Annotated in this window: 18 protein-coding genes; 11 read left to right on the top strand and 7 right to left on the bottom strand. The window is 40.2% G+C overall.

The window, feature by feature from the left end:
• Positions 1–13 precede the first annotated feature (13 nt).
• Positions 14–1,924 (bottom strand): RecQ family ATP-dependent DNA helicase, encoded by a 1,911-nt coding sequence (locus KEM09_RS07245; protein ID WP_212227194.1) that lies wholly within the window; start codon positions 1,922–1,924, stop codon positions 14–16.
• A gap of 202 nt (positions 1,925–2,126) precedes the next feature.
• Here KEM09_RS07245 and guaB point away from each other — a divergent pair, with 202 nt between their 5' ends.
• Positions 2,127–3,596, top strand: a complete 1,470-nt coding sequence (guaB, locus tag KEM09_RS07240) for an IMP dehydrogenase (protein ID WP_212192334.1) — start codon at positions 2,127–2,129, stop codon at positions 3,594–3,596.
• A gap of 90 nt (positions 3,597–3,686) precedes the next feature.
• Here guaB and KEM09_RS07235 read toward each other — a convergent pair whose 3' ends face one another.
• Both KEM09_RS07235 and KEM09_RS07230 read right to left on the bottom strand, forming a co-directional pair.
• Complete coding sequence (locus KEM09_RS07235; protein WP_212227192.1) at positions 3,687–4,784, bottom strand: phosphotransferase enzyme family protein; 1,098 nt, start codon at positions 4,782–4,784, stop codon at positions 3,687–3,689.
• Positions 4,785–4,917: 133 nt separating this feature from the next.
• Positions 4,918–6,033 carry an AI-2E family transporter gene (locus KEM09_RS07230; protein WP_212227190.1) on the bottom strand — a complete coding sequence of 372 codons (1,116 nt, stop codon included), beginning with the start codon at positions 6,031–6,033 and terminating at the stop codon, positions 4,918–4,920.
• 258 nt (positions 6,034–6,291) lie between these two features.
• Between KEM09_RS07230 and KEM09_RS07225 the strand changes: the two genes are divergently transcribed.
• The 7 genes from KEM09_RS07225 to KEM09_RS07195 all read left to right on the top strand — a co-directional run bounded on the left by KEM09_RS07225 (position 6,292) and on the right by KEM09_RS07195 (position 12,633).
• Positions 6,292–7,716, top strand: a complete 1,425-nt coding sequence (locus tag KEM09_RS07225; protein ID WP_212227188.1) for a right-handed parallel beta-helix repeat-containing protein — start codon at positions 6,292–6,294, stop codon at positions 7,714–7,716.
• Complete coding sequence (locus KEM09_RS07220; protein ID WP_212227186.1) at positions 7,716–8,720, top strand: endonuclease/exonuclease/phosphatase family protein; 1,005 nt, start codon at positions 7,716–7,718, stop codon at positions 8,718–8,720. The genes KEM09_RS07225 and KEM09_RS07220 overlap by 1 nt, the downstream gene beginning before the upstream one ends.
• A gap of 83 nt (positions 8,721–8,803) precedes the next feature.
• A complete protein-coding gene (locus tag KEM09_RS07215; RefSeq protein ID WP_212227184.1) occupies positions 8,804–9,379 on the top strand; it encodes an RNA polymerase sigma factor in 576 nt (191 codons plus the stop codon).
• Between the two features lie 46 nt (positions 9,380–9,425).
• A complete protein-coding gene (locus KEM09_RS07210; RefSeq protein WP_212227182.1) occupies positions 9,426–9,764 on the top strand; it encodes a hypothetical protein in 339 nt (112 codons plus the stop codon).
• A 1-nt stretch (position 9,765) separates the two neighbouring features.
• Entirely contained in the window at positions 9,766–10,275 is a 510-nt protein-coding gene (locus KEM09_RS07205; protein WP_212227181.1) for a Spy/CpxP family protein refolding chaperone, read from the top strand.
• Between the two features lie 94 nt (positions 10,276–10,369).
• A complete protein-coding gene (locus KEM09_RS07200) occupies positions 10,370–11,278 on the top strand; it encodes a hypothetical protein (protein WP_212227179.1) in 909 nt (302 codons plus the stop codon).
• Positions 11,279–11,511: 233 nt separating this feature from the next.
• Positions 11,512–12,633, top strand: coding sequence for a PLP-dependent cysteine synthase family protein (locus tag KEM09_RS07195; RefSeq protein WP_212192325.1), 1,122 nt, complete (start codon positions 11,512–11,514; stop codon positions 12,631–12,633).
• Between the two features lie 116 nt (positions 12,634–12,749).
• Here KEM09_RS07195 and proC read toward each other — a convergent pair whose 3' ends face one another.
• Entirely contained in the window at positions 12,750–13,556 is an 807-nt protein-coding gene (gene proC, locus KEM09_RS07190; protein ID WP_212227177.1) for a pyrroline-5-carboxylate reductase, read from the bottom strand.
• Positions 13,557–13,677: 121 nt separating this feature from the next.
• Positions 13,678–14,469, bottom strand: coding sequence for an EI24 domain-containing protein (locus KEM09_RS07185; protein ID WP_212227175.1), 792 nt, complete (start codon positions 14,467–14,469; stop codon positions 13,678–13,680).
• 97 nt (positions 14,470–14,566) lie between these two features.
• On the opposite strand from KEM09_RS07185, the gene purB reads away from it, so the two are divergent.
• From purB to KEM09_RS07170, 3 genes are all read left to right on the top strand, one after another.
• Positions 14,567–15,922: an adenylosuccinate lyase gene (gene purB / locus KEM09_RS07180; RefSeq protein WP_212227174.1), complete on the top strand. Its 1,356-nt coding sequence runs from the start codon at positions 14,567–14,569 to the stop codon at positions 15,920–15,922.
• 135 nt (positions 15,923–16,057) lie between these two features.
• Positions 16,058–17,878 (top strand): ABC transporter ATP-binding protein, encoded by a 1,821-nt coding sequence (locus KEM09_RS07175; RefSeq protein WP_212227173.1) that lies wholly within the window; start codon positions 16,058–16,060, stop codon positions 17,876–17,878.
• 174 nt (positions 17,879–18,052) lie between these two features.
• Positions 18,053–18,703, top strand: coding sequence for a hypothetical protein (locus KEM09_RS07170; protein ID WP_212227172.1), 651 nt, complete (start codon positions 18,053–18,055; stop codon positions 18,701–18,703).
• A gap of 219 nt (positions 18,704–18,922) precedes the next feature.
• On the opposite strand, the gene KEM09_RS07165 is transcribed toward KEM09_RS07170, so the two are convergent.
• A complete protein-coding gene (locus tag KEM09_RS07165) occupies positions 18,923–20,146 on the bottom strand; it encodes a cation:proton antiporter (RefSeq protein ID WP_212227171.1) in 1,224 nt (407 codons plus the stop codon).
• 80 nt (positions 20,147–20,226) lie between these two features.
• Positions 20,227–20,799, bottom strand: a complete 573-nt coding sequence (locus KEM09_RS07160; RefSeq protein ID WP_212227170.1) for a PhnA domain-containing protein — start codon at positions 20,797–20,799, stop codon at positions 20,227–20,229.

The following is a 20,799-nucleotide window of genomic DNA, read 5'->3' as shown; positions in this document are numbered from 1 at the left end:
GATTTCTGGTGACTTAAGGTATGCGTATAATTTCCAACAAGCCGGCTTCGTTCTCACTAACAACCTCATATTCTTCCATCCATCGCAGCACTTTTGAAAAGTCTTCCTGTTTGGCTTTGAGTTTAATTAGTAATTGATCAAAAGCTAAAGGTTGAGATGAAAGCTCTTTGATGATCTGCTCCTGCAAGGTATCAAATGTTTGAACCGACAGGTCAGTTTTCTTCATGCTCTGGCATACGTCACACAAGCCACAGTTTTCGCCGCCTTGCTGTCCAAAATACCTGAGCAGCTGTTTGCTTCTGCAGATATGATTGATAGTACCATATTCTATAACACTTTGTATACGCTGCTCATACTTTGCTTTCCTGTCTTTGTATACTTCCTTTCTCAGTTCAATATACTTGCTGTCTTCCCGCGAAGTGGTATAGGTAATGAGCGGAGTTTTTTTCTGGGGGATGTATTTAATAACGCGCAACTGACTGAGCTTAACAAGAAATTGATAAATGGTGTTGCGCTCAACACCCATACGTTTGGCCAGCAATTCCTCGTTAATGGGAACATATTCAGTAAATAACCCGGTATATGAACGGAGTAATAGCTTTATAAAGCTGTCAAAATCTTCATTGGCCACCTGAAACTTATACAAGTCATCACGCCGTATGGTGAAATGGACTTTAGCAGACAATTGCAACTCTTCGGTGAACTCGATATAGCCAGCACGTTGCAATAACTTCAGGCTGTTAAAAACCGTCATCAAGTTCATACGATAGTTTTTGCAGAAAAGTGTCAGGTTAAAGTCATACACCATACCAAACCCACTACCAACAGCCACCTGCAGAAAATTACCCAGAGCTTCATAAACAGCCAGTATCTTGTCCTTTTCAGGGAAGCTTACGGATATTGATCGCTTCAATCGTACCTTATCGTTGTCGGACCACAACAGCACTGCGAAGGCTTTCTTTCCATCGCGTCCGGCACGTCCGGCTTCCTGAAAATAAGCTTCCAGTGAGTCGGGTGCATCCATGTGCACCACCAGCCTTACATCCGGTTTGTCAATGCCCATTCCAAATGCATTGGTAGAAACAATCACCCTTATCTCTCCATCAGTCCAGCGTTTTTGCCTTTGATCCTTTACATCCTGTGGCATGCCGGCATGAAACGAGCTGGCAGAAATGCCATTTTTAATCAGTAGCTCTGCATATTCCTGCGTTTTCTTGCGATTGCGAACGTAAACAACTGCACTGCCCGGTACTTTGTTAATAATATTTAGTAATTGCTGCTCTTTATCTTCTGCCTGCCTGACGACATATACAAGGTTGTCGCGCTTAAAGCTTTTCTGAAACAGGTTCTTCTCCTTAAACAAAAGTCGTTCCTGTATGTCATCAACCACCTCAGGCGTGGCTGTGGCAGTTAATGCCAGCACAGGTGTATCGGGAAGTAATTCTCTTATGATGGCAATCTTCAAGTAGGATGGCCTGAAATCATACCCCCATTGCGAGATACAGTGTGCCTCATCCACTGCCAGTAAATTAACGGGCATTTGCTGTATCTTCTCCTGGAAGACCTCTGTTCCTAATCGTTCAGGAGAAACATACAGAAACTTAACACCTCCAAAAATGCAATTATCCAATAAAGTGTTTATTTCATCTCTGGATAGTCCGGAGTGAATGGCAGCTGCTTTAATACCTTTGCTTTTGAGGTTGCTCACTTGATCTTTCATCAAAGCAATTAGCGGTGTAATAACAATGCAGATACCTTCAGTAGCTAGAGCGGGTACCTGAAATGTGAGCGATTTTCCACCCCCCGTTGGCATCAGACCAATAGTGTCTTTCCCATCGGCTACCGACTTAATAATGTCTTCTTGCAAGGGGCGGAAGGAATCATAGCCCCAATATTGTTTAAGTATATGATGAAAGATGTTCATGCAAAAGCAAAGGTAATATTATGACTCTTGAGGTGCATCAGGTCCTCCGAAAAAATATGCATTTAAACTTGTAAGCAGCCGACAATTAATAGATTACTGTTGACTATCAGAAATTAACTTTGTAATATTTCACAATTAACGCTAGTGAGTGTTTTTTTTTACTACTTTTGCCAAAATTTTTAAATCCCAAAAACAAGGTTCCATGTCATTTAATGAGGATAAAATCGTTTCTGAAGGTTTAACATTCGATGATGTTTTACTCATTCCTGCCTTTTCGCAGGTGTTACCACGCGATGTCAAGTTAAACGGTCGTTTTTCAAAGAATATTGAATTGAAAACACCAATTGTATCAGCTGCAATGGATACAGTAACTGAAGCGCGTTTGGCAATAGCGATTGCTCGCGAAGGAGGAATTGGTGTAATTCATAAAAACATGCCAATTAAAGATCAGGCTAAGCAGGTAGAGATGGTTAAACGTGCTGAAAACGGAATGATCTATCACCCTGTTACAATTCTTCAGGGAAGCACTGTTGGTCAGGCGCTTGACTTAATGAAAGAGTATAAGATTGGAGGTATTCCTGTGGTTGATCAATATGGTTACCTGGTAGGAATTGTTACCAACCGTGACTTGCGTTTCGAGCCGGATATGAATCGTTCGATTGATGAGGTAATGACTACTGAAAACCTTGTGACCACTAATCAAACTACTAATTTGGAGAAAGCAGCAGCTATTCTTCAGCAGTACAAGATTGAGAAGTTGCCCGTTGTGGATGCTAACAATAAGTTAGTAGGATTGGTAACTTACAAAGATATTACCAAGGCAAAAGATAAGCCATTTGCCTGTAAAGATGAAAAAGGCCGTTTGCGCGTAGCAGCTGGTGTTGGTATTACCGCTGATACATTTGAGCGTATCGATGCATTGGTGGAAGCGAATGTGGATGCCATTGTAATTGACACAGCACACGGACACAGTGTGGGCGTGCTGGAAACCTTGAAAAAGGCCAAGGAAAAGTATCCTGATCTTGAAGTGGTAGTCGGTAACATTGCTACAGCTCAGGCTGCACTTGATTTGGTGAAGGCTGGTGCCGATGGTGTTAAAGTAGGTATCGGTCCGGGTTCGATTTGTACAACTCGCGTGATTGCAGGGGTTGGTGTACCTCAGTTATCGGCTATTTATGATGTATCAAAAGCTCTTGAAGGAACTGGTGTGCCAGTGATTGCTGATGGAGGTATTCGTTACTCAGGTGATATTGTTAAAGCCCTGGCCGCAGGTGGTCATGCAGTGATGCTTGGTGGCTTGTTTGCCGGTGTTGATGAGTCGCCGGGTGATACCATTATCTATAATGGTCGTAAGTTTAAGGCCTACCGTGGCATGGGTTCTGTTGAAGCAATGCAGCAAGGCTCTAAAGACCGTTACTTCCAGGATGTGGAGGATGATATTAAGAAATTGGTGCCGGAAGGAATTTCAGCACGTGTGCCATACAAAGGAACTTTGTATGAAGTAATTTATCAGTTGATCGGTGGATTACGTGCCGGAATGGGCTATTGTGGAGCAGCTACAATTGAAGATCTGCACAACGCGAAATTTACAAAGATTTCGAATGCAGGTATGAACGAGAGTCACCCACACGATGTAACTATTACACGTGAAGCGCCAAACTATTCTCGCTAATTAAGACAAACATACAATAAGAAAAGGGGCTTATAGCCCCTTTTTTTTATTTTCAAAACCTTATCCTGTAATTAAGGTAAGGTCATTTATTTACGATGCATACTTCTTCACAATTGCTTCCATCTGCTCAAATTGTTCTTCCATACTTTGCAAAAGTTTAATTTGAGCCCTTGTTCTTACTAGGTTGTGATCAGGCGAATTAACTTTGTAGTAGTTATCTCCATCAATATAATCATCTAAAAAGCGAACAGCTTGCTCGTAAGTCAATAGTTTGGCACCAAAAGCCAGTGTATCAATTTCAGCTGGTGTCAAAACTGCTTTTGTTTCTTCCAGAAAGCCTTTTATAAACCCTTCAAACAATTCGATATTCATGCTCACATTATCCAGATTAGGATCATCTTCCAAGCCGGTATTAGCACCGTTTCTGATAGCATCACCGATATCGTAGCACACATAGCCTGGCATCACTGTATCCAAATCAATAACACACAAAATATCGTCCTTCTCATCGAGCAAAACATTATTAAACTTCGTATCCTGGTGCACAATTCTTTCTGGCAACAATCCTTCACGTCCCATTTGCACAATTTTCTTATACTCTTCTGAACGTTCCATTAAAAAGTCCACTTCAGTCTGAACTTCTTTTAATCGTCCTACCGGATCCTGCTTTACACGCTCAATAAAATTGAGGATGCGCATTTCTGTATTATGGAAATCTGGTAAAACAGGATAAAGAGGATCACCTGGCAAGTCGGCTAAACGACTTTGAAATTGCCCAAATGCTTTACCTCCTACGTATGCTTGATTGGCATTAGAAAGCTGATTGTAAGAGCGGGCATTTTCAATGAATAAGAATACACGCCAGTAATTACCTTCTTCATCCTTCACAAATCCAGCACCATCGAACGTATCAACAGGTGTTAGCACCTGTCGCTTTAAATCACTACCCGGAATTTGCTCTAGTTTTGAACGAAGATGATCGGTTACCCGCTTTATATTTTTGGTTAACTCAGGTACATTTTTAAAAATATGGTGATTCACTATCTGCAACAGATAGTTTGGCTGATCAGCTTCTTTCGTCTTAACCTTATAGGTCGTATTGATTAATCCGTCACCAAATATTTTAGCCTCTTCAAAACTGCCTTCAATCTTAAATTGATTAACTATTGCTTCTATATTATTTGCCATAACATCAAGTATTAATATGGCAACAAATTTAACTTTTACTTTTGAAAATCCTACGTTTTATTGTTTTTAATTAAACCAACTTTCTTTTCCTTTCGTTAATAACTATCCATACTAGCTCAAAGCCTTACTAAAGCTATTCATCATTAAGCATATTTGAAATCTCTCCAGCCTCCTCATGCAAAACAAAACGCTTATAGTAAGAAACAATTACAGAGGTTAGTGGTAAAGCCAATAATAAGCCCATTAAACCCATTAAACTGCCCCATATTGATAATGCCAATAGCACAATCGCAGGATTCATACCATATGTTTTACCCATAATTCGTGGCACCAGAACCGTTTCTTGTATCAGCTGAACAATACCCAAAACCAATAATACTAAAAAGGCAACATGCCAGAAGCTTTGCTGCGATTCCATAGCTTTTAGCAAAGCTAGTAATAGTGCGGGAATCAGGCCAACCAGCTGTAAATACGGAACGATATTTAAGGCACCGATAAATAATCCAATAATAATAGCCATTGGCAAGCCTATTATTTTAAATCCTATAGCTAATAATATACCAACAATTAAAGCGATTAAACCTTGCGAACGAAAATACAAATGCATTGAATGCCCCAGATCATCAAATATTTCAGAAGTTACTTCACGATATCGGGCAGGTATTAATCCTAAACCGAATTGCCCAATTTTCTGAAAATCCATTAGAATAAAAATGGTGTATAAGATGACAACCAGTAAACCAACAATACCGGCTATAACTCTCATAGAGCCAGAAAATAAGTTCCAGAAACCAGGCAATACTTTTTTAAAGAACTCTGTCAGGTTTTCAAAACTGAGGTAATCGACCAACTCCATTTCCTTGATCAACTCTCGTATACTTTTCTCCATCTCAAATGGCAACACTTCTCGCATATCTACAGCCTGCAGGTATACCTTAATCAAGTATACCATCTTATTCATTTCATCAATAAATGCAGGAACGAGATATAATAGAATAACAACCACCATCACCCCAGCACTTAGCACAGTTAACAAAACAGATGCGCCACGATGCCTGACTCTCATTTTATTCTGAACAAAATTCACTAAAGGATCCAACAAATAGGCAATAAACAGAGCTATAATAAAAGGACCCAGTACATTCTTCAAGAGGTTAATAACGTATAAAGCAGCTCCTAAAGCCAATGCCGAAAGTAGCATTCTGACAACACGGTCGAATGTATAAGGGCGGGGTTGATTATTTTCCATAGTCAATAAATTTATGTCGAATGTAGCAAAATAGAGAACAATTTCTAAACAAAATAAAATAATTGCACTTAAGGTACGTTCATATTTATTGAATAAACATTTTTATCATTAATTAGTTAAAATTTGTAAATATTTTTGGTCAAATTGTAAAAATATGTATTGTTTTTTGGGCGATGTTTTATTACTTTGCATAAAGTAAAAAACCTTTCCGGACCTTTAGCAATTTGAGCTATAAAAATTGATTTGAGCAAGAGGGAGATGACTTGGATTGAACGGACCATATTAGTAGTTTTCTGCACAATAGCGTTTGCAGCTTGTGAACGGGAGTTTGTGTTCAGAGGCGGAGAAGAAGGACTTACCTTTTCGGCCGATACACTCATGTTCGATACCATTTTTACTTCTATTGGCTCAACCACCAAAAACTTCAGAGTGTTTAACCCTTACAGTGAAGATATGGCCATTGAGTCAATTGAACTGGCTGGTGGTGACGACTCCGATTTTCGTCTTAACATTGATGGTTCTTCAGATAATTACGCCGAAGATGTTCGAATAAGATCCAGAGATAGTTTATACATTTTTGTGGAAGTCACCATCGATCCAATTGGCAGTAACACCCCTTATGTAGTTACCGATTCAATATATTTTCGAACTAAAAACAAGGTACAAACCGTTCAGCTTGTTGCCTACGGACAGGATGTCATACTGATGCGAAAAGAGTGGCTAAATAGCCAGACACTTACAAATGAAAAACCATATTTGATTTACGATTACATTGTAGTTGATTCGGCGCAAACTGTTAATATTGATCCGGGAGCCCGATTATACTTTTACAAAGATGCCAGCATGTTGGTACTTGGCACACTGCATGTGAATGGCAGTGTTGAAGAACCGGTAGTGTTTGCCGGGCACAGACAGGAAGATTGGTATGCTGATAAGCCCGGACAATGGGGCTACATCCATTTGCTTCCTGGTTCCGGCCAGTCAACCATCAATAATTGCATCATTAAAAATGGCATGATGGGTATCTTGGCCGATTCTGTGGGCCTTAATGACACTCCAATCACAATTAATAACACTAAAATTGAACACATCAGTACATTTGGTCTGCTGGCTCAAACCTCAAACCTCAATGTATCAAATAGTGTTTTTGGAGATTGCGGTAACAGCTCGGCTGCCCTGACAGTTGGTGGTAATTATCTGTTTACACATTGCACATTTGCCAACTATTTCGATTGGACCTACCGTAGTAATCCTGCTGTATTCCTTAATAATTACTACATCGATAAAAATGATAAGGAACAGATCATTCCATTAAAAGAAGCCACGTTCAACAACTGCATTATATACGGTAACAGCGTATCTGAAATTGGTTTTGATTTAAAATACAATAATGCTGAATTTCCGGAAGTAGACGCATCTTATCAGTTCAACCATGCCATCATTAAAGCGCAGGATGATTTTGATATTTCGGATAATTCGAAGTTTATCAATGTACAATTGAACGTCGATCCATCTTTCATCAACATCCCTGATTACAATTACCAACTCGATACACTTTCGGCAGCCAAAGACATTGGTTCGTATGGACTTGCAGAGCCCTACCCCATCGACATACATGGCATTAACAGACTGCAGGATGATGGACCTGACTTAGGAGCCTATGAACGCTATGAGAAAAAGTAATGCGCCAGACGATTACCCTTATTCTGTTACTCTCCACCTGCCCTTTGCTTTCCCAAAGCAATAATGACAATAGTTATACTATTCTTTTCTACAATGTCGAAAACCTTTTCGATTGCAAAAATGACTCGCTTAAAAATGATGAAGAGTTTATGTATAATGGCGACAAAAGGTGGTCGCACAAACGGATGTACAAAAAATTAACAGATGTAAGTAAAACCATATTGGCATGCAATGGATGGAAAGCTCCAGCTCTTATAGGTCTTTGCGAGATTGAAAATGAATGGGTAATCAAACAACTAATCTACAATACCGGACTTTCTTCACTGAAGTACAATTACATTCATTTTGAGTCTGATGATCATCGGGGCATTGACATTGCATTATTATTCCAACGCGAGGTATTTACCCCAGTTCTTTCAGCGCCAATCAAACTATCAGAACCTGGCAGTGAGTTTTACACAAGAGATGCCTTATACGTTAAAGGGGCGATTGCAACAGATACCATACATCTGGTTATTAACCATTGGCCATCCAAGCGCGGAGGCAGCCTGCAGTCGGCACACAAAAGAGTAAGAGTAGCCGAAAAGATAACAGCACACATTGACTCTATAAAACAGATTGAGACAAATCCCAAACTAATAATCATAGGAGACTTTAACGCAGAATATACATCCGATGTGCTCCAGTCTTTTATTACAAAAAACGATATTGACTCTCAATTAAAACCTGATGATGTCAGTCATCATCGCATTGGCGGCTCCTATAAATATCAAGGGCAATGGTCGTTGATTGATCACATATTTCTATCCAAAAACTGGCTAGAAAATCCAAATTATGACATCAGTCACCGGATCGTATCATTACCATTTCTACTTGAAGATGACTTAACCTTTAGTGGCGTAAAACCTTACAGAACCTATATTGGTCCGCGATACAATGGCGGCATTAGCGACCACCTGCCAGTCTTACTCAACATCAAACGTCTACCACCTCCAAATCACTAAACTTAAGAGAGGTTTCATTTTTTTTTGAGATAAGCACAGGATTATTTTTCATTCAGCGTCTATAGATTTGTAGAGAGAAATTAATGATAAACGAGATAGAACTAATTGACCAAATCAACCAGGGTGATACAGCCGCATTCAGGCAACTGTTGGAGCTGCATCACAGAAAGGTTATTCATATCTGTTTGTCATTCGTAAATGACCCGCATGATGCCGAAGATATAGCACAAGAGGTATTTATAGAGATGTTTCGCTCATTGAAGAATTTTAGAAAGGATGCATCTGTTTCAACCTGGCTATACCGGCTATCGGTTAACAAATCGCTTGACTTCATCCGCCAATCGAAACGCCAAAAAAGAGGAAGTGGAAAAGTTGGGCTGATGGAAAAAAATGACTTGGAACGGCTAAGTATTAGCAACAGGCAAATGCCTAGCGACGGTATGGAGGAAGATGATAAAAAGAAATTACTGTACATGGCCATAGAACAGCTGCCAGAGCGACAAAAGAAAGCCATCATCCTCTCGCAAATTAAAGAGTTGAAACAGCAGGAAGTGGCCGAAATAATGGAAACAACAATAGCATCTGTTGAATCGTTACTGGTAAGAGCCAAAAGAAAATTAAAAGAAACATTGATTCGCCATAAAGAAGAATTCATATAAGCGCAGGAAACTGAAAGGCTTATCGTCATATAAAGTGAGTGTTATTATGAAAGAGAATAAAAAACATATAGACGAAATTGACCAGCTGCTGAATCAGATGCTGGTTACCAATTACGAACCATCCGACGGTTTTATCGACAGAGTGATGGATAAGGTACAGATGGAACGTCCGGCATCGAAGTATATTAAAATGCTATTACAAGTTGCTGCAGCTGCTGCAATTATTGTGTTTACAAGCAATCTTTTTATTTTAACAACGGCCACTAAAAACACTGAATCAAGCGATAATGACTGGGCAACTGTTTATCAGTTAGAAACCACATCCAACTGGTATGAATACAATAGTGAAAACACTTTTATTGCTAACAATCAAACACTAAAGTAATATGAGATATTCGTGTAAACTTTGCTGGATTATACTAAGCCTCTTTCTATTGGGCAACCTCATATTACTGGGCATTTGGTGGTATGAAAAGGAGCCAGAGCAAAATGAGGATGTGCGACGATTTAATAAAGAAGAGTACCGCGATCAAATGCGAGGCATGCTGCTGCAGAACACTTCCATAAACGAAGAACAATTTGAGGAAATGTATCAGCTTTGGCAAGACCACTCAAAACAGATGTATAAAAGTCACATAGAATTAGACAGTCTGCGCCAGTTATTGATGAATGAAACATTCAGTAATAATACTGACACTATAAGAATCCGTAATTTGATGAACCAGCTAGCCTTCAGGCAGCAACAAATTGAAGAGATTAACTACCAGCATTTCCGAAAACTAAGAAATGTATGCGAAACCGATGAACAACGTGAGATGCTGGATAAGCTATTGCGTTCGAGAATAATGAAAGATGGCCATCGAAAACGCTTCAGAGGCCGTAGAAAAAACCACTAATTGATAACATATTAAATATCTAACACTTAGCAAATGCGCGCTTGCTGAGATGTGATAACTATACCCTTTTGTTTAACATTTTAATAATAAACCGATGAAAAACAGATATTATTTAGCTTTAGCATTAATAGCTATAACTATTGGCAGTGTAACAGCGCAACGTAACAAAGGATTCAGGCAATCAAACTGTCCGGTTAACAGTCCAAATCAGTATTGTATAATAGATGATTTGACAGATGAGCAACAAGACAAAATGAATGCTGAAAGAGTGAAGTTTCAGAAAGATGTGCAGGCCGACAGAAACCGTTTGGGTGAACTACAGGCTAAAAGACGCACCATTGAAACCACTGAGCCGATTGACCAGCAAGGCCTTGACAACATTATGGCTGAGATGAATAAAGTGAATACTGCCATCCAAAAAAAACGTATTAGACACCAGCAAACTGTCAAATCGTTTTTAACTGATGACCAGGCAGTTGCATACGACAGCTTTAATGGTAAACGAGGTCCTAAAAATGGCATGGGCCCCAACCAAGGCCGCAACTTTAATAAGGGACAATGCGACAATAAGGCTTTAAGTGGCGGACGAGGGCAAGGTTATAACAACCAGTCAGGTTATGGAAGAGGCAATGGTCCAGGCCAAGGTAAAGGAAACGGCAAAGGCTATGGACGTGGTTATGGTTCAGCAAATTCCCCAGCAATGTTAAGTGATGAAATGCAACAGACTATCAAACAAGCTCATATTGACTTATTAAAACAGCAGCAACCACTTACTAATCAGCTAAACGAACTCGATGCACAACTTAAAACCATGACCTCAGGTAAATCGGTTGATCTCAAGAAAGTTGATCAACTAATTGACAAGCAAGCTGCATTAAGGCTGGATATTGCCAAACTGCGTTCCTCTAAAATGCAGGCCATTAGAAGCCAAATGAGTGATGAAGAAAAAATATGGTTTGACAGGCACCATATGAACAGAGGCCGTCACCTCAGTTTCAATTAGCATACCTGTTCAGCTTATAAAGCGCCCAATTGATCATCACATTAATTGGGCGCTTTGCTATACTATCCTGCCAGCTTAGTAATTCATCTTTAAGAATTTCCGTTATACAGAGTGCAAAAAATCATAAGTATAGTATACATTTTTCATGTATCATTGTCACCCTAAAGCTACGTATAAGTGTCTTTAGAGCATATAACAAACTATAAGCAATTGATATATTTAATTCTTACACCATGAATGAAAAGCAATTTAAACGAATACAAGGCATATCAACTTTAGTTGGCAATACGCCATTACTGGCCATAGAGTTTGAATACAAAGGCACAATACGAAAGATTTATGCAAAAGCTGAGTTTCTTAACCTTACCGGCAGCATTAAAGATCGTATGGCCTATCATATTCTGACCAAAGCCTATGAAAATGGCGAATTAAATTCGGGAGACCGAATCATAGAAGCCACAAGTGGTAATACTGGTATTGCGTTTTCTGGTGTGGGAAGGGCCATGGGGCATCCCGTAACTATATTTATGCCTAACTGGATGAGTCAGGAACGAAAAAATCTGATAAAAAGTTTTGGTGCCAGCATCCGGTTAGTAACTCCTGAGGAAGGTGGTTTCCTGGGAAGTATTGAAATGGCCAATCAACTGGCTGCTGATAATGACAACACATTTCTTCCCCGTCAGTTTTCTAACTACGACAATTGCGAAGCACACTACACCACCACTGGTCCTGAACTATATTGGCAGTTAAAATTCCGTTCATTGGAGCCTGCTGCATTTGTAGCTGGTGTAGGCACAGGAGGTACCGTAATGGGCGTGGGTAAATATTTGCGAGAAAAGGTTGCTGGTATAAAAATTCATCCGCTTGAACCATCAAATTCCCCAACCATGTCAACCGGTTATAAAGTGGGCAAACACCGCATTCAGGGAATTTCAGATGAGTTTATTCCTTCAATTGTAAAACTGGATGAGCTGGATGAGATAGTTAGCGTTGATGATGGCGATGCTATAATAATGGCCCAAAAACTAAGCGCTCAGTTAGGCCTAGGCGTTGGTATCTCCAGCGGGGCCAACTTCCTGGGGGCGCTTAAAATACAGGAAGAACTCGGCCCGGATGCAGTAGTTGTTACTGTTTTTGCTGACGATAATAAGAAGTACCTGAGTACAGATTTAATGAAGGATGAGCCAGTTAAAGATGACTTTCTTGCTCCAGGTGTGGAATTACTAAGCTACGCTGCTTTCAAAAGAGTTTGTCATACCTGCTGCGATCCGAGCGACTGCATGGAGTCCTGCTACGAAGGACAGGATAATGAGGTAAAGCTACCTGCTTGCCCGCGACGCGAACCTGCACACTAATTACAATAATAATAGTTTGAGTAAAGTTTTGGTTTGGATAAAGCCGCCTTCATATTGCAAGAAGGCGGTTTTATTGTATCTTCAATCAACCAGGCTAAAAATCCTATGTCGGCATTTTACGATTCTGTTTCCAGAATTTTGTTATAACCAGCTACAACACCCTGTATCAACGAAGAACTAAATCCTTCATACTCCATTTTATTAAGCGATTTGATGGTTACACCAAGCGGTGTGGTAACCTTATCAATCTCAGGCTCAGGGTGAGAGTTGTTTTCAATAATCAGTTTAGAAGCACCTTTCATGATTTGTGCAGCAATCTCAAGGGATAACTTTGAAGAAAAGCCAATTTCAATTCCTCCCTGTGAGGCAGCCCGTAAAAAGCGCAAAGCAAAAGCAATGCCACATGAAGCCAATACTGTAGCAGCAGGCATCTGAGCTTCAGGGATAAGCATCGTTGAGCCAAGCTGGTTGAAAATTTCAGACACTTCCTGCTTATAGATCAATCCTTTCTCATTAAATGATAAGGCCGTCATCGACTCCTGAATAGCAATGGCTGTGTTAGGCATCGCTCGTATAATTGGCATATCGCCTAAAATCTCCTCCAGGTCGTGAATTTTAATGCCCGATATTACCGAAATCACTACATGCTCCCCATTACCTAAAGCGCCTTTAACCTGATTAAGTAAAGCACGCGCAGCAGTTGGTTTAACAGCTATAATTACAATTTGTGCACCATTTATGGCACTAATGTTATCAGTTGTAATATTAAAGCCATCTTCATCATGTAAATGCTGAATCAGTTCTAAATCAAGATTGGTAATGGTAATTTGCTGTGGTGTCATTAAACCACTTTTCACAAGCCCTTTTGCAATTGAAGAGCCAAGGTTCCCTCCCCCAAGAATTGCAATGTTTTTAGATGTCATCCTTCTAGAATAAGTAAAAATTAATACTCAAATAAACACACTGCAAAGCTAGACAGGATTGGTGACAAAAAATGAACGCCTCGTGATGAGTTATATCAGTGATTGGACCCTCTTTTATCAGTTATCTGATAAGTTCCAACTCTTTGTCAACCACCTCAGCAGCCGCCAGGGTAGCAGCAACAACCGATATAATTGCTACAAAACCTGCCACCATCACACCAATGTATGGAATCAATAGAACCAATGAGAATACAAAGCCATTACCTATCGCTAATCCCTTGTTTTTACGCATCAACCGCACACTCACATCTATTTGCAAACGACGTCGTTCAAAGGTATAATCCAGAAAGGAGAATCCGTAGAAATAAGCCGAAACAAAAAATAAAGCAACAGGTGTAAAGTAGCCCACCAACGGAATAAAACTGAGAATGAATAGCAGAGCCGTAAACAAAAGTTCAACCGTTAAATTCCGAACAGCCAATAACACCCCCCTCAGAATATCTTTGGCAAATTGTATAAAATCAAATGGCAGCTTATTCCCTGTTATAGCCTCCTCCGTCTTTTCCGATAAATAGGCAAAAACAGGTGAAAGCAAAATCAAAATAATATAACCACCTATATAGGCATAGATAATAAAGAACAGCAGACGTAAAACAATCCAAATGAGCCCTTTGATTAATGCCACAATGGCACTCGCTCCCCAAAAGTCCCACGATTCAATATTCATCCATTCATTCAGCGAATGAATCATTCCATCACTTAGAGAACTGACTGAATAAAAACCTGCAATAAAGAGCAGGATATTAAAAAGCACCGGGAAGATAAAAAACCAGCCCAAGCGATTTCGAAACATAAATGACATTGCCTGGGAGTAGGTTCGTATACCCAACTGAAAACCTTGTCTGTAATTCATTTGTAATTTTCCGATATTTATAATCCTGAGGAGCCAAAACTAAGCTTTTCGGCTAAAATTTACTACTTTTGCACTGCCAAAAAATCAAATAGAAAAAATGATGGATATTCAATTATTGACTGCCATATCTCCTGTTGACGGAAGATATCGAAACAAAGTAGATGGTCTGGCTTTGTATTTTTCTGAATACGCACTAATTCGCTACCGTGTGCTTGTTGAAATAGAGTACTTTATTGCACTTTGCGAGCAGCCACTACCTCAATTGGCCGACTTTGACAAAAACCTGTATGCTGATTTACGCAAAGTATACAAGAACTTCGAATTGGAGGATGCTGAGCGTATTAAGGAAATCGAATCAGTCACTAACCACGATGTAAAAGCTGTTGAGTATTTCATCAAGGAGAAATTTGATGTATTGAAGCTAGATAAGTATAAAGAATTTATACACTTTGGCTTAACTTCACAAGACATTAACAATACAGCGGTACCATATTCATTGCGCGACGCCGTACATGATATTTACTACCCGCTGTTGGAAGAGCTGATTCAAACACTTGATGATTTGGCTAACGAATGGAAAGACATCCCGATGTTGGCTAAAACGCATGGGCAGCCTGCCTCTCCTACTCGTTTAGGAAAAGAAATGAAAGTGTATGTTGAGCGTTTGAACAAGCAACTGGCTCTTCTAAAAGGTATTCCTTGCTCAGCTAAGTTTGGTGGTGCAACCGGAAACTTCAACGCACACAACGCGGCTTATCCTTCTATCGACTGGGTAGATTTTGGAAACAACTTTGTCAACAACATCCTGAAGCTGGATCGCGAGCAGGTAACAACGCAGATTTCCAACTATGACAATATGGCTGCGTCATTCGACAACTTTAAGCGCATCAATGTCATTTTATTGGACTTAGCCCGCGACTTCTGGACATACATCATGATGGAGTATTTCAAGCAGAAGATTAAAAAAGGGGAAGTTGGTTCAAGTGCCATGCCACACAAGGTGAATCCTATTGACTTCGAAAATGCCGAAGGTAACCTGGGTATTGCCAATGCTATTTTCTCGCACTTAGCTGAAAAACTGCCGGTTTCCCGTCTTCAGCGCGACTTAACCGACTCAACCGTATTACGTAACATTGGCGTGCCTATCGCTCACTCTGTTATATCAATTCGCTCTTTGGCCAAAGGTTTGGGTAAATTATTACTGAACGAAAATGCCATCAAGCGCGATTTGGAAGATAACTGGGCCGTAGTTGCTGAAGGCATTCAAACCATCTTACGCCGCGAAGGATACCCGAATCCTTATGAGGCCCTAAAGGATTTAACACGCACCAACGAAGAAATTAATGCCAAAACCATGGGTGCTTTCATCGAACGACTTAACGTATCAGAAGAAGTGAAAGAAGAAATGAGGGCATTGACGCCTCACTCCTATACAGGTGTTTTCAAAATATAAAACATAACTACCATTTGTGTTTAGGGCAGTAAAAAGTTACTTTTACTGCCCGTTTTCGTTTTATGGCAAGATGATTGACTCTATAAACTTTCGCAATCAAACTGTCATATTGACACTAATAACAAACAGACAATAATGAAGGACTTTTTCAGAGTATTACGCATTTATCTGCCTCCATATAAAGCTAAACTTGCCTTAACTTTCCTGTTCAACATTTTAAGTGCATTATTCATTGTTTTTTCAATGATGTCCATGATACCGATGCTACAAGTAATTCTGGAAGAAGATAAAGAGGTAAGCACATTAATGGCCTGGTCGTTTGACAAAGATGCCCTGTTCAATAACATCAATTACTACATCACGCTTATAAAAAGCCAATACGGACCAGGTACAACACTCCTTTACCTGGGAATATTCGGCATTGTCACCACCTTGCTTAAAACCGGCTTTACCTACCTGGGCTCATACACCATTACAGGCGTCCGCAATGGCATTACGCGCGATATCAGAAAGGCCATCTATAATAAGATGATTGAACTACCGCTGGGCTTTTACAGCAATGAACGCAAAGGTGATATGATGGCACGTTCCACTGCCGACGTGCAAGAAGTGGAAGCATCCGTTATGTCATCATTAGACATGTTGCTTAAAAACCCCATCATCATTATTGTGGTATTGACATCCATGTTTTACGTGAGCTTTGAGCTAACTTTGTTCGTGTTTATTGTGCTACCCATTGCTGGTTTTGTTATCGGGCGCATCGGTAAAAGCCTGAAAAAAACATCACGGGAAGGGCAAACAAAACTGGGAGTAATTCTGGGTATCATAGAAGAATCATTATCAGGTTTACGCATCATTAAAGCATTTAATGCCGAGAATAGAATGGCAGGCCGCTTTACAGGTGAAGTTGAGAGTTACCGCAGAACGATGAATAAACTTCAACGGCGGCGTCACCTGGCCCACCCAACGAGTGAATTCCTGGGAACCATCGTGTTCGTCATCATCTTTTGGTATGGTGGCTCACTCATCTTGCAAGGTGATGATACATTAAACATGGCCGTATTTATGACCTATCTGGGCATGTTTTATCAAATCATTAACCCTGCAAAAGCCTTTTCACAAGCAGCCTATAGCATCCAGAAAGGAATGGCAGCCTACGAGCGTATTGAGCAGGTATTAAGTGCCGACCTGGATATTAAAGAGCATGATGGCTCTAAAGCTATCACCACTTTTAAAAATCAGATTGAATACCGCAACATCAGTTTTGCCTACGAAGATGTTAAAGTACTGAAAGATGTAAGCCTGAGTATTCCGCAAGGAAAAACCATTGCTCTGGTAGGTCAATCAGGTAGTGGTAAAACCACATTTGTGGATTTACTTCCTCGTTTCTACGATGTGCAGGAAGGTGGTATCTACATTGATGGTCATAACATTAAGGATTTAAAATTATATAACCTTAGGGAATTGATGGGGAACGTTAATCAGGAAGCCATCCTTTTCAACGATACTATTTACAACAATATTACTTTTGGCGTGGAGCAGGCAACCGAAGAAGAAGTAATTAATGCAGCTAAAGTTGCTAACGCACATGATTTTATCACCGCTACAGAAGAAGGCTATCAAACCGTCATTGGCGATCGGGGAAGCAAACTGTCGGGTGGTCAGCGCCAACGCATTAGCATTGCAAGGGCCATCTTGAAAAATCCACCTATTCTGATTCTTGATGAAGCCACCTCAGCTTTAGATACCGAATCAGAACGTTTGGTGCAGGATGCACTTGAAAACCTGATGAAGAATCGTACTTCTTTGGTGATTGCGCACCGATTATCAACCGTGCGTAACGCCGACATGATTTGTGTGTTTAATGAAGGTAAGATCGTAGAAACAGGCACGCACGATGAGCTAATCGCTAAAGATGGGATTTATAAGAAACTGCACTCGATGCAAATGAGCTAAAACATTAGCCGGTGGCTTTTAATTCGAAATAGCCACTGGTTATTTAACCCTTCCCGACCAACAACCAAAACACTACAAATAAGCCACTTAGTATTTTTATTCACATTTTTTAACGTCTTATCCGTAACATTTCGGTAAGAAAATACATAAATACTAATCAAAAACTTGTTGGATATGAAGTTGAAAGATTTGTTTGGGTTGGTAACAGGTGTACTTATTTCTTCAGTGATTACCGCTCAGGATTCGGTTAATCAAAAAATCAAGCGATACAATAAAATTGGTAACTTAAAAGTAGATACAAGCTTTAATAGTGCATATCTAGAGGATTTCATGGTGCCCTATCAAGAGTTTGCAGACCTGCATAATTGCAAAATTAAGGTCAGAAACAAAAATATTAAAACCACTATGGCAGCACGTCCTCACTTCTTTTCGCTACTGTTGGGAAAAAAGAACAGGCGATATGTCATCTTGGTAAATAAGAAAGAATCATTTAAAGGTGTGCACCTTAAAGATGTTCCTTCGGAAGCACGTATTGGATTATTTGCTCATGAACTGATGCACATTCGCGACTATGAAAGCAGAAAAGTTACAGGAGTGATGGAGCGCGGCCTTCAGTACCTTTCACAAAAAGGCAAAAGGCAAGTAGAACATTATACAGACAGCTTAACTATCGCAGCCGGTTTTGGACAATATTTATACCACTGGGCCAACTATGTACTGCATGATTCTGATGCATCGGATGATTACAAACATTACAAGTCTCAGATATATATGACGCCCGTTCGTATTTTAACCCAGATAGAAGAATCCCTCCTTGAACAGTAAAACTATATACATAAATTGAACGATTGATAACGTATGTAGCAACTATTGATGATATATAGTTACTACTATCAATTGCGTATAGTTATAACTAATCAATTGCGTATAGTTATAACTAATCAATGTACATAGTTAGTACTATAAAAGACATATAGCACTAACTATTATTTTATCAGAAAAACTTCATGCAGTAGAAATCACTCATTTAATTGGAGGTAATGCTTACTCATCATCTTTCCCCAACAACTTCGGTCCAAACAATTTTATACCAATAGCTCCAACAGGGGCGGTAGTGATAATGCTCAATACAGCAATTGCGAGAATCACCTGACCCGTTTCCACAGACACATTCCCCAGCTTCCCGGCTTGAATAAGACTCAGAGGTACGGCCCCAATAGCAGCCTGCACAGTGGCTTTTGGCCAATAGGCAATCACACAGAAAAGTTTTTCCTTGCTATTTAAGTCAGAGCCCAGTAACGATAGCCAAACGCCAAAACTACGAGCCATCAAACCCAATGCGAGGATTAATAACCCTACGCCAACAATAGAGACATCCAGTTGCTTTATTTGCACTTCCGTTCCAATGTATACAAACAGCAAAATTTCAGACAACACCCATACTTTATTGAATTTAGAAGCCAGGCGTTTTGCCAGTTTACCGTATTGCTCAAGGATGATAAACCCAATTGCCATGATTCCAAGGAGACCAGTCAGTGGGATAACCGATTTCACAGCCTCCATCTCGGTTAGTTCATAAAACACCACAGCAACAATCATAAAGATGATGACCTTTTTTGTGTCCCTGATATGAAATTTCTTAAAGAACCAGACTAAGCCCCATCCTAACACCAAGCCCAGCAAAGCCCCCAGCACAATCCCTGCCGGCACACTCCAGATTAAGTGCCCGATATTGATGCTTGTACCAGCAGCCAAGCCTATAAAAACGCTAAAAATAGTGATAGCAAATACATCATCTACCGAGGCCCCTGCCAGCACCAGTGTCGGTACTTCTTTCTTATTTCCAAAACCTTTTTCTTTCAGGTCAAGCATGGTTGGCACTACCACAGCCGGAGAAACTGCAGCAATTATAAAGCCTAAAATTCCCCCTTCAATCCAGGTGAAATCAAATAAGAAATGTGTAGCAACCATTACCATGCTTCCTTCAATTACCCCGGGAATAAAGCTCATATTAATGGCCGGACGCCCGACTTTATGCAAGGTTTTGCGGTTAATGCCCAGGCCCGCACGTATAAGTATGACGATTAAGGCTGCCGTTTTGAGCTCCTTTAATATGATACTCACTTCCGGATCCACCACATTTAAAACACTCGGGCCAACAATAATTCCGGCAACAATTAAGCCGAGAATCCCTGGTAATTTAACGAGCGAAAACAGGTAGTATAAAACCAAAGCTAAGGTGACGATTAAAGCAATATTCAAAAGCATACTTTCGGTCTATTAACATTCAGGGGGTGACTATTTTGTTCTAAAGTAGTCACCCCCTGTATAATTATCAAATGCGGTAATTAGTTTTTCTTCACAAACTTGGTTAAAATGTAAATGTGTTGACCATTTACTTTCCCTTCGATATGCTCCGGATCGCCGTGTGAAAGAATAATGTTACGAACCGCTGTACCGCGCTTGGCAACAAAACTACTTCCTTTCACATTCAAATCTTTGATAAGTACTACGGTATCGCCCGCTTGCAACTCTGCACCATTACTATCGATGTACTTCACCACCTCATCATCACTCAACCCATCGCCATCAGCTTTAGCCCACTCCAGCGTTTCATCATCCAGGTAAAGCATATCCAGTAAATCCTGCGTCCAATCGGCATTGAGACGGCTGAGCAATCGCCAGGCCATTACCTGAACAGCCGGTTCTGTACTCCACATGCTATCATTCAGGCATCGCCAGTGGTTAGCATCCATCGCATCAGGCTGCTCTATCTGCGAACGACAAGTAGAACAGGTTAGAATGCTTTTTGCAGCCACCTCCTCTACAGGAGGCACCTGATAAACAGTCAATCCTTCTTCGCTTCCACACAATTCACATTTACCGCCACTTCGCGCCATAAGCGCCTTTTCTACACTCAT

This window comes from Carboxylicivirga mesophila (assembly GCF_018271975.1).
GTDB classification, from domain to species: domain Bacteria; phylum Bacteroidota; class Bacteroidia; order Bacteroidales; family Marinilabiliaceae; genus Carboxylicivirga; species Carboxylicivirga mesophila.
This window is presented reverse-complemented; position numbering and strand designations above follow the sequence as displayed.

What these genes read in the sequence shown, in the direction of transcription:
- KEM09_RS07245 (WP_212227194.1), bottom strand. Translation starts at nt 1,924, where the DNA reads ATGAACATCTTTCATCATATACTTAAACAATATTGGGGCTATGATTCC.
- guaB (WP_212192334.1), top strand. Translation starts at nt 2,127, where the DNA reads ATGTCATTTAATGAGGATAAAATCGTTTCTGAAGGTTTAACATTCGAT.
- KEM09_RS07235 (WP_212227192.1), bottom strand. Translation starts at nt 4,784, where the DNA reads ATGGCAAATAATATAGAAGCAATAGTTAATCAATTTAAGATTGAAGGC.
- KEM09_RS07230 (WP_212227190.1), bottom strand. Translation starts at nt 6,033, where the DNA reads ATGGAAAATAATCAACCCCGCCCTTATACATTCGACCGTGTTGTCAGA.
- KEM09_RS07225 (WP_212227188.1), top strand. Translation starts at nt 6,292, where the DNA reads ATGACTTGGATTGAACGGACCATATTAGTAGTTTTCTGCACAATAGCG.
- KEM09_RS07220 (WP_212227186.1), top strand. Translation starts at nt 7,716, where the DNA reads ATGCGCCAGACGATTACCCTTATTCTGTTACTCTCCACCTGCCCTTTG.
- KEM09_RS07215 (WP_212227184.1), top strand. Translation starts at nt 8,804, where the DNA reads ATGATAAACGAGATAGAACTAATTGACCAAATCAACCAGGGTGATACA.
- KEM09_RS07210 (WP_212227182.1), top strand. Translation starts at nt 9,426, where the DNA reads ATGAAAGAGAATAAAAAACATATAGACGAAATTGACCAGCTGCTGAAT.
- KEM09_RS07205 (WP_212227181.1), top strand. Translation starts at nt 9,766, where the DNA reads ATGAGATATTCGTGTAAACTTTGCTGGATTATACTAAGCCTCTTTCTA.
- KEM09_RS07200 (WP_212227179.1), top strand. Translation starts at nt 10,370, where the DNA reads ATGAAAAACAGATATTATTTAGCTTTAGCATTAATAGCTATAACTATT.
- KEM09_RS07195 (WP_212192325.1), top strand. Translation starts at nt 11,512, where the DNA reads ATGAATGAAAAGCAATTTAAACGAATACAAGGCATATCAACTTTAGTT.
- proC (WP_212227177.1), bottom strand. Translation starts at nt 13,556, where the DNA reads ATGACATCTAAAAACATTGCAATTCTTGGGGGAGGGAACCTTGGCTCT.
- KEM09_RS07185 (WP_212227175.1), bottom strand. Translation starts at nt 14,469, where the DNA reads ATGAATTACAGACAAGGTTTTCAGTTGGGTATACGAACCTACTCCCAG.
- purB (WP_212227174.1), top strand. Translation starts at nt 14,567, where the DNA reads ATGATGGATATTCAATTATTGACTGCCATATCTCCTGTTGACGGAAGA.
- KEM09_RS07175 (WP_212227173.1), top strand. Translation starts at nt 16,058, where the DNA reads ATGAAGGACTTTTTCAGAGTATTACGCATTTATCTGCCTCCATATAAA.
- KEM09_RS07170 (WP_212227172.1), top strand. Translation starts at nt 18,053, where the DNA reads ATGAAGTTGAAAGATTTGTTTGGGTTGGTAACAGGTGTACTTATTTCT.
- KEM09_RS07165 (WP_212227171.1), bottom strand. Translation starts at nt 20,146, where the DNA reads ATGCTTTTGAATATTGCTTTAATCGTCACCTTAGCTTTGGTTTTATAC.
- KEM09_RS07160 (WP_212227170.1), bottom strand. Translation starts at nt 20,799, where the DNA reads ATGAGTGTAGAAAAGGCGCTTATGGCGCGAAGTGGCGGTAAATGTGAA.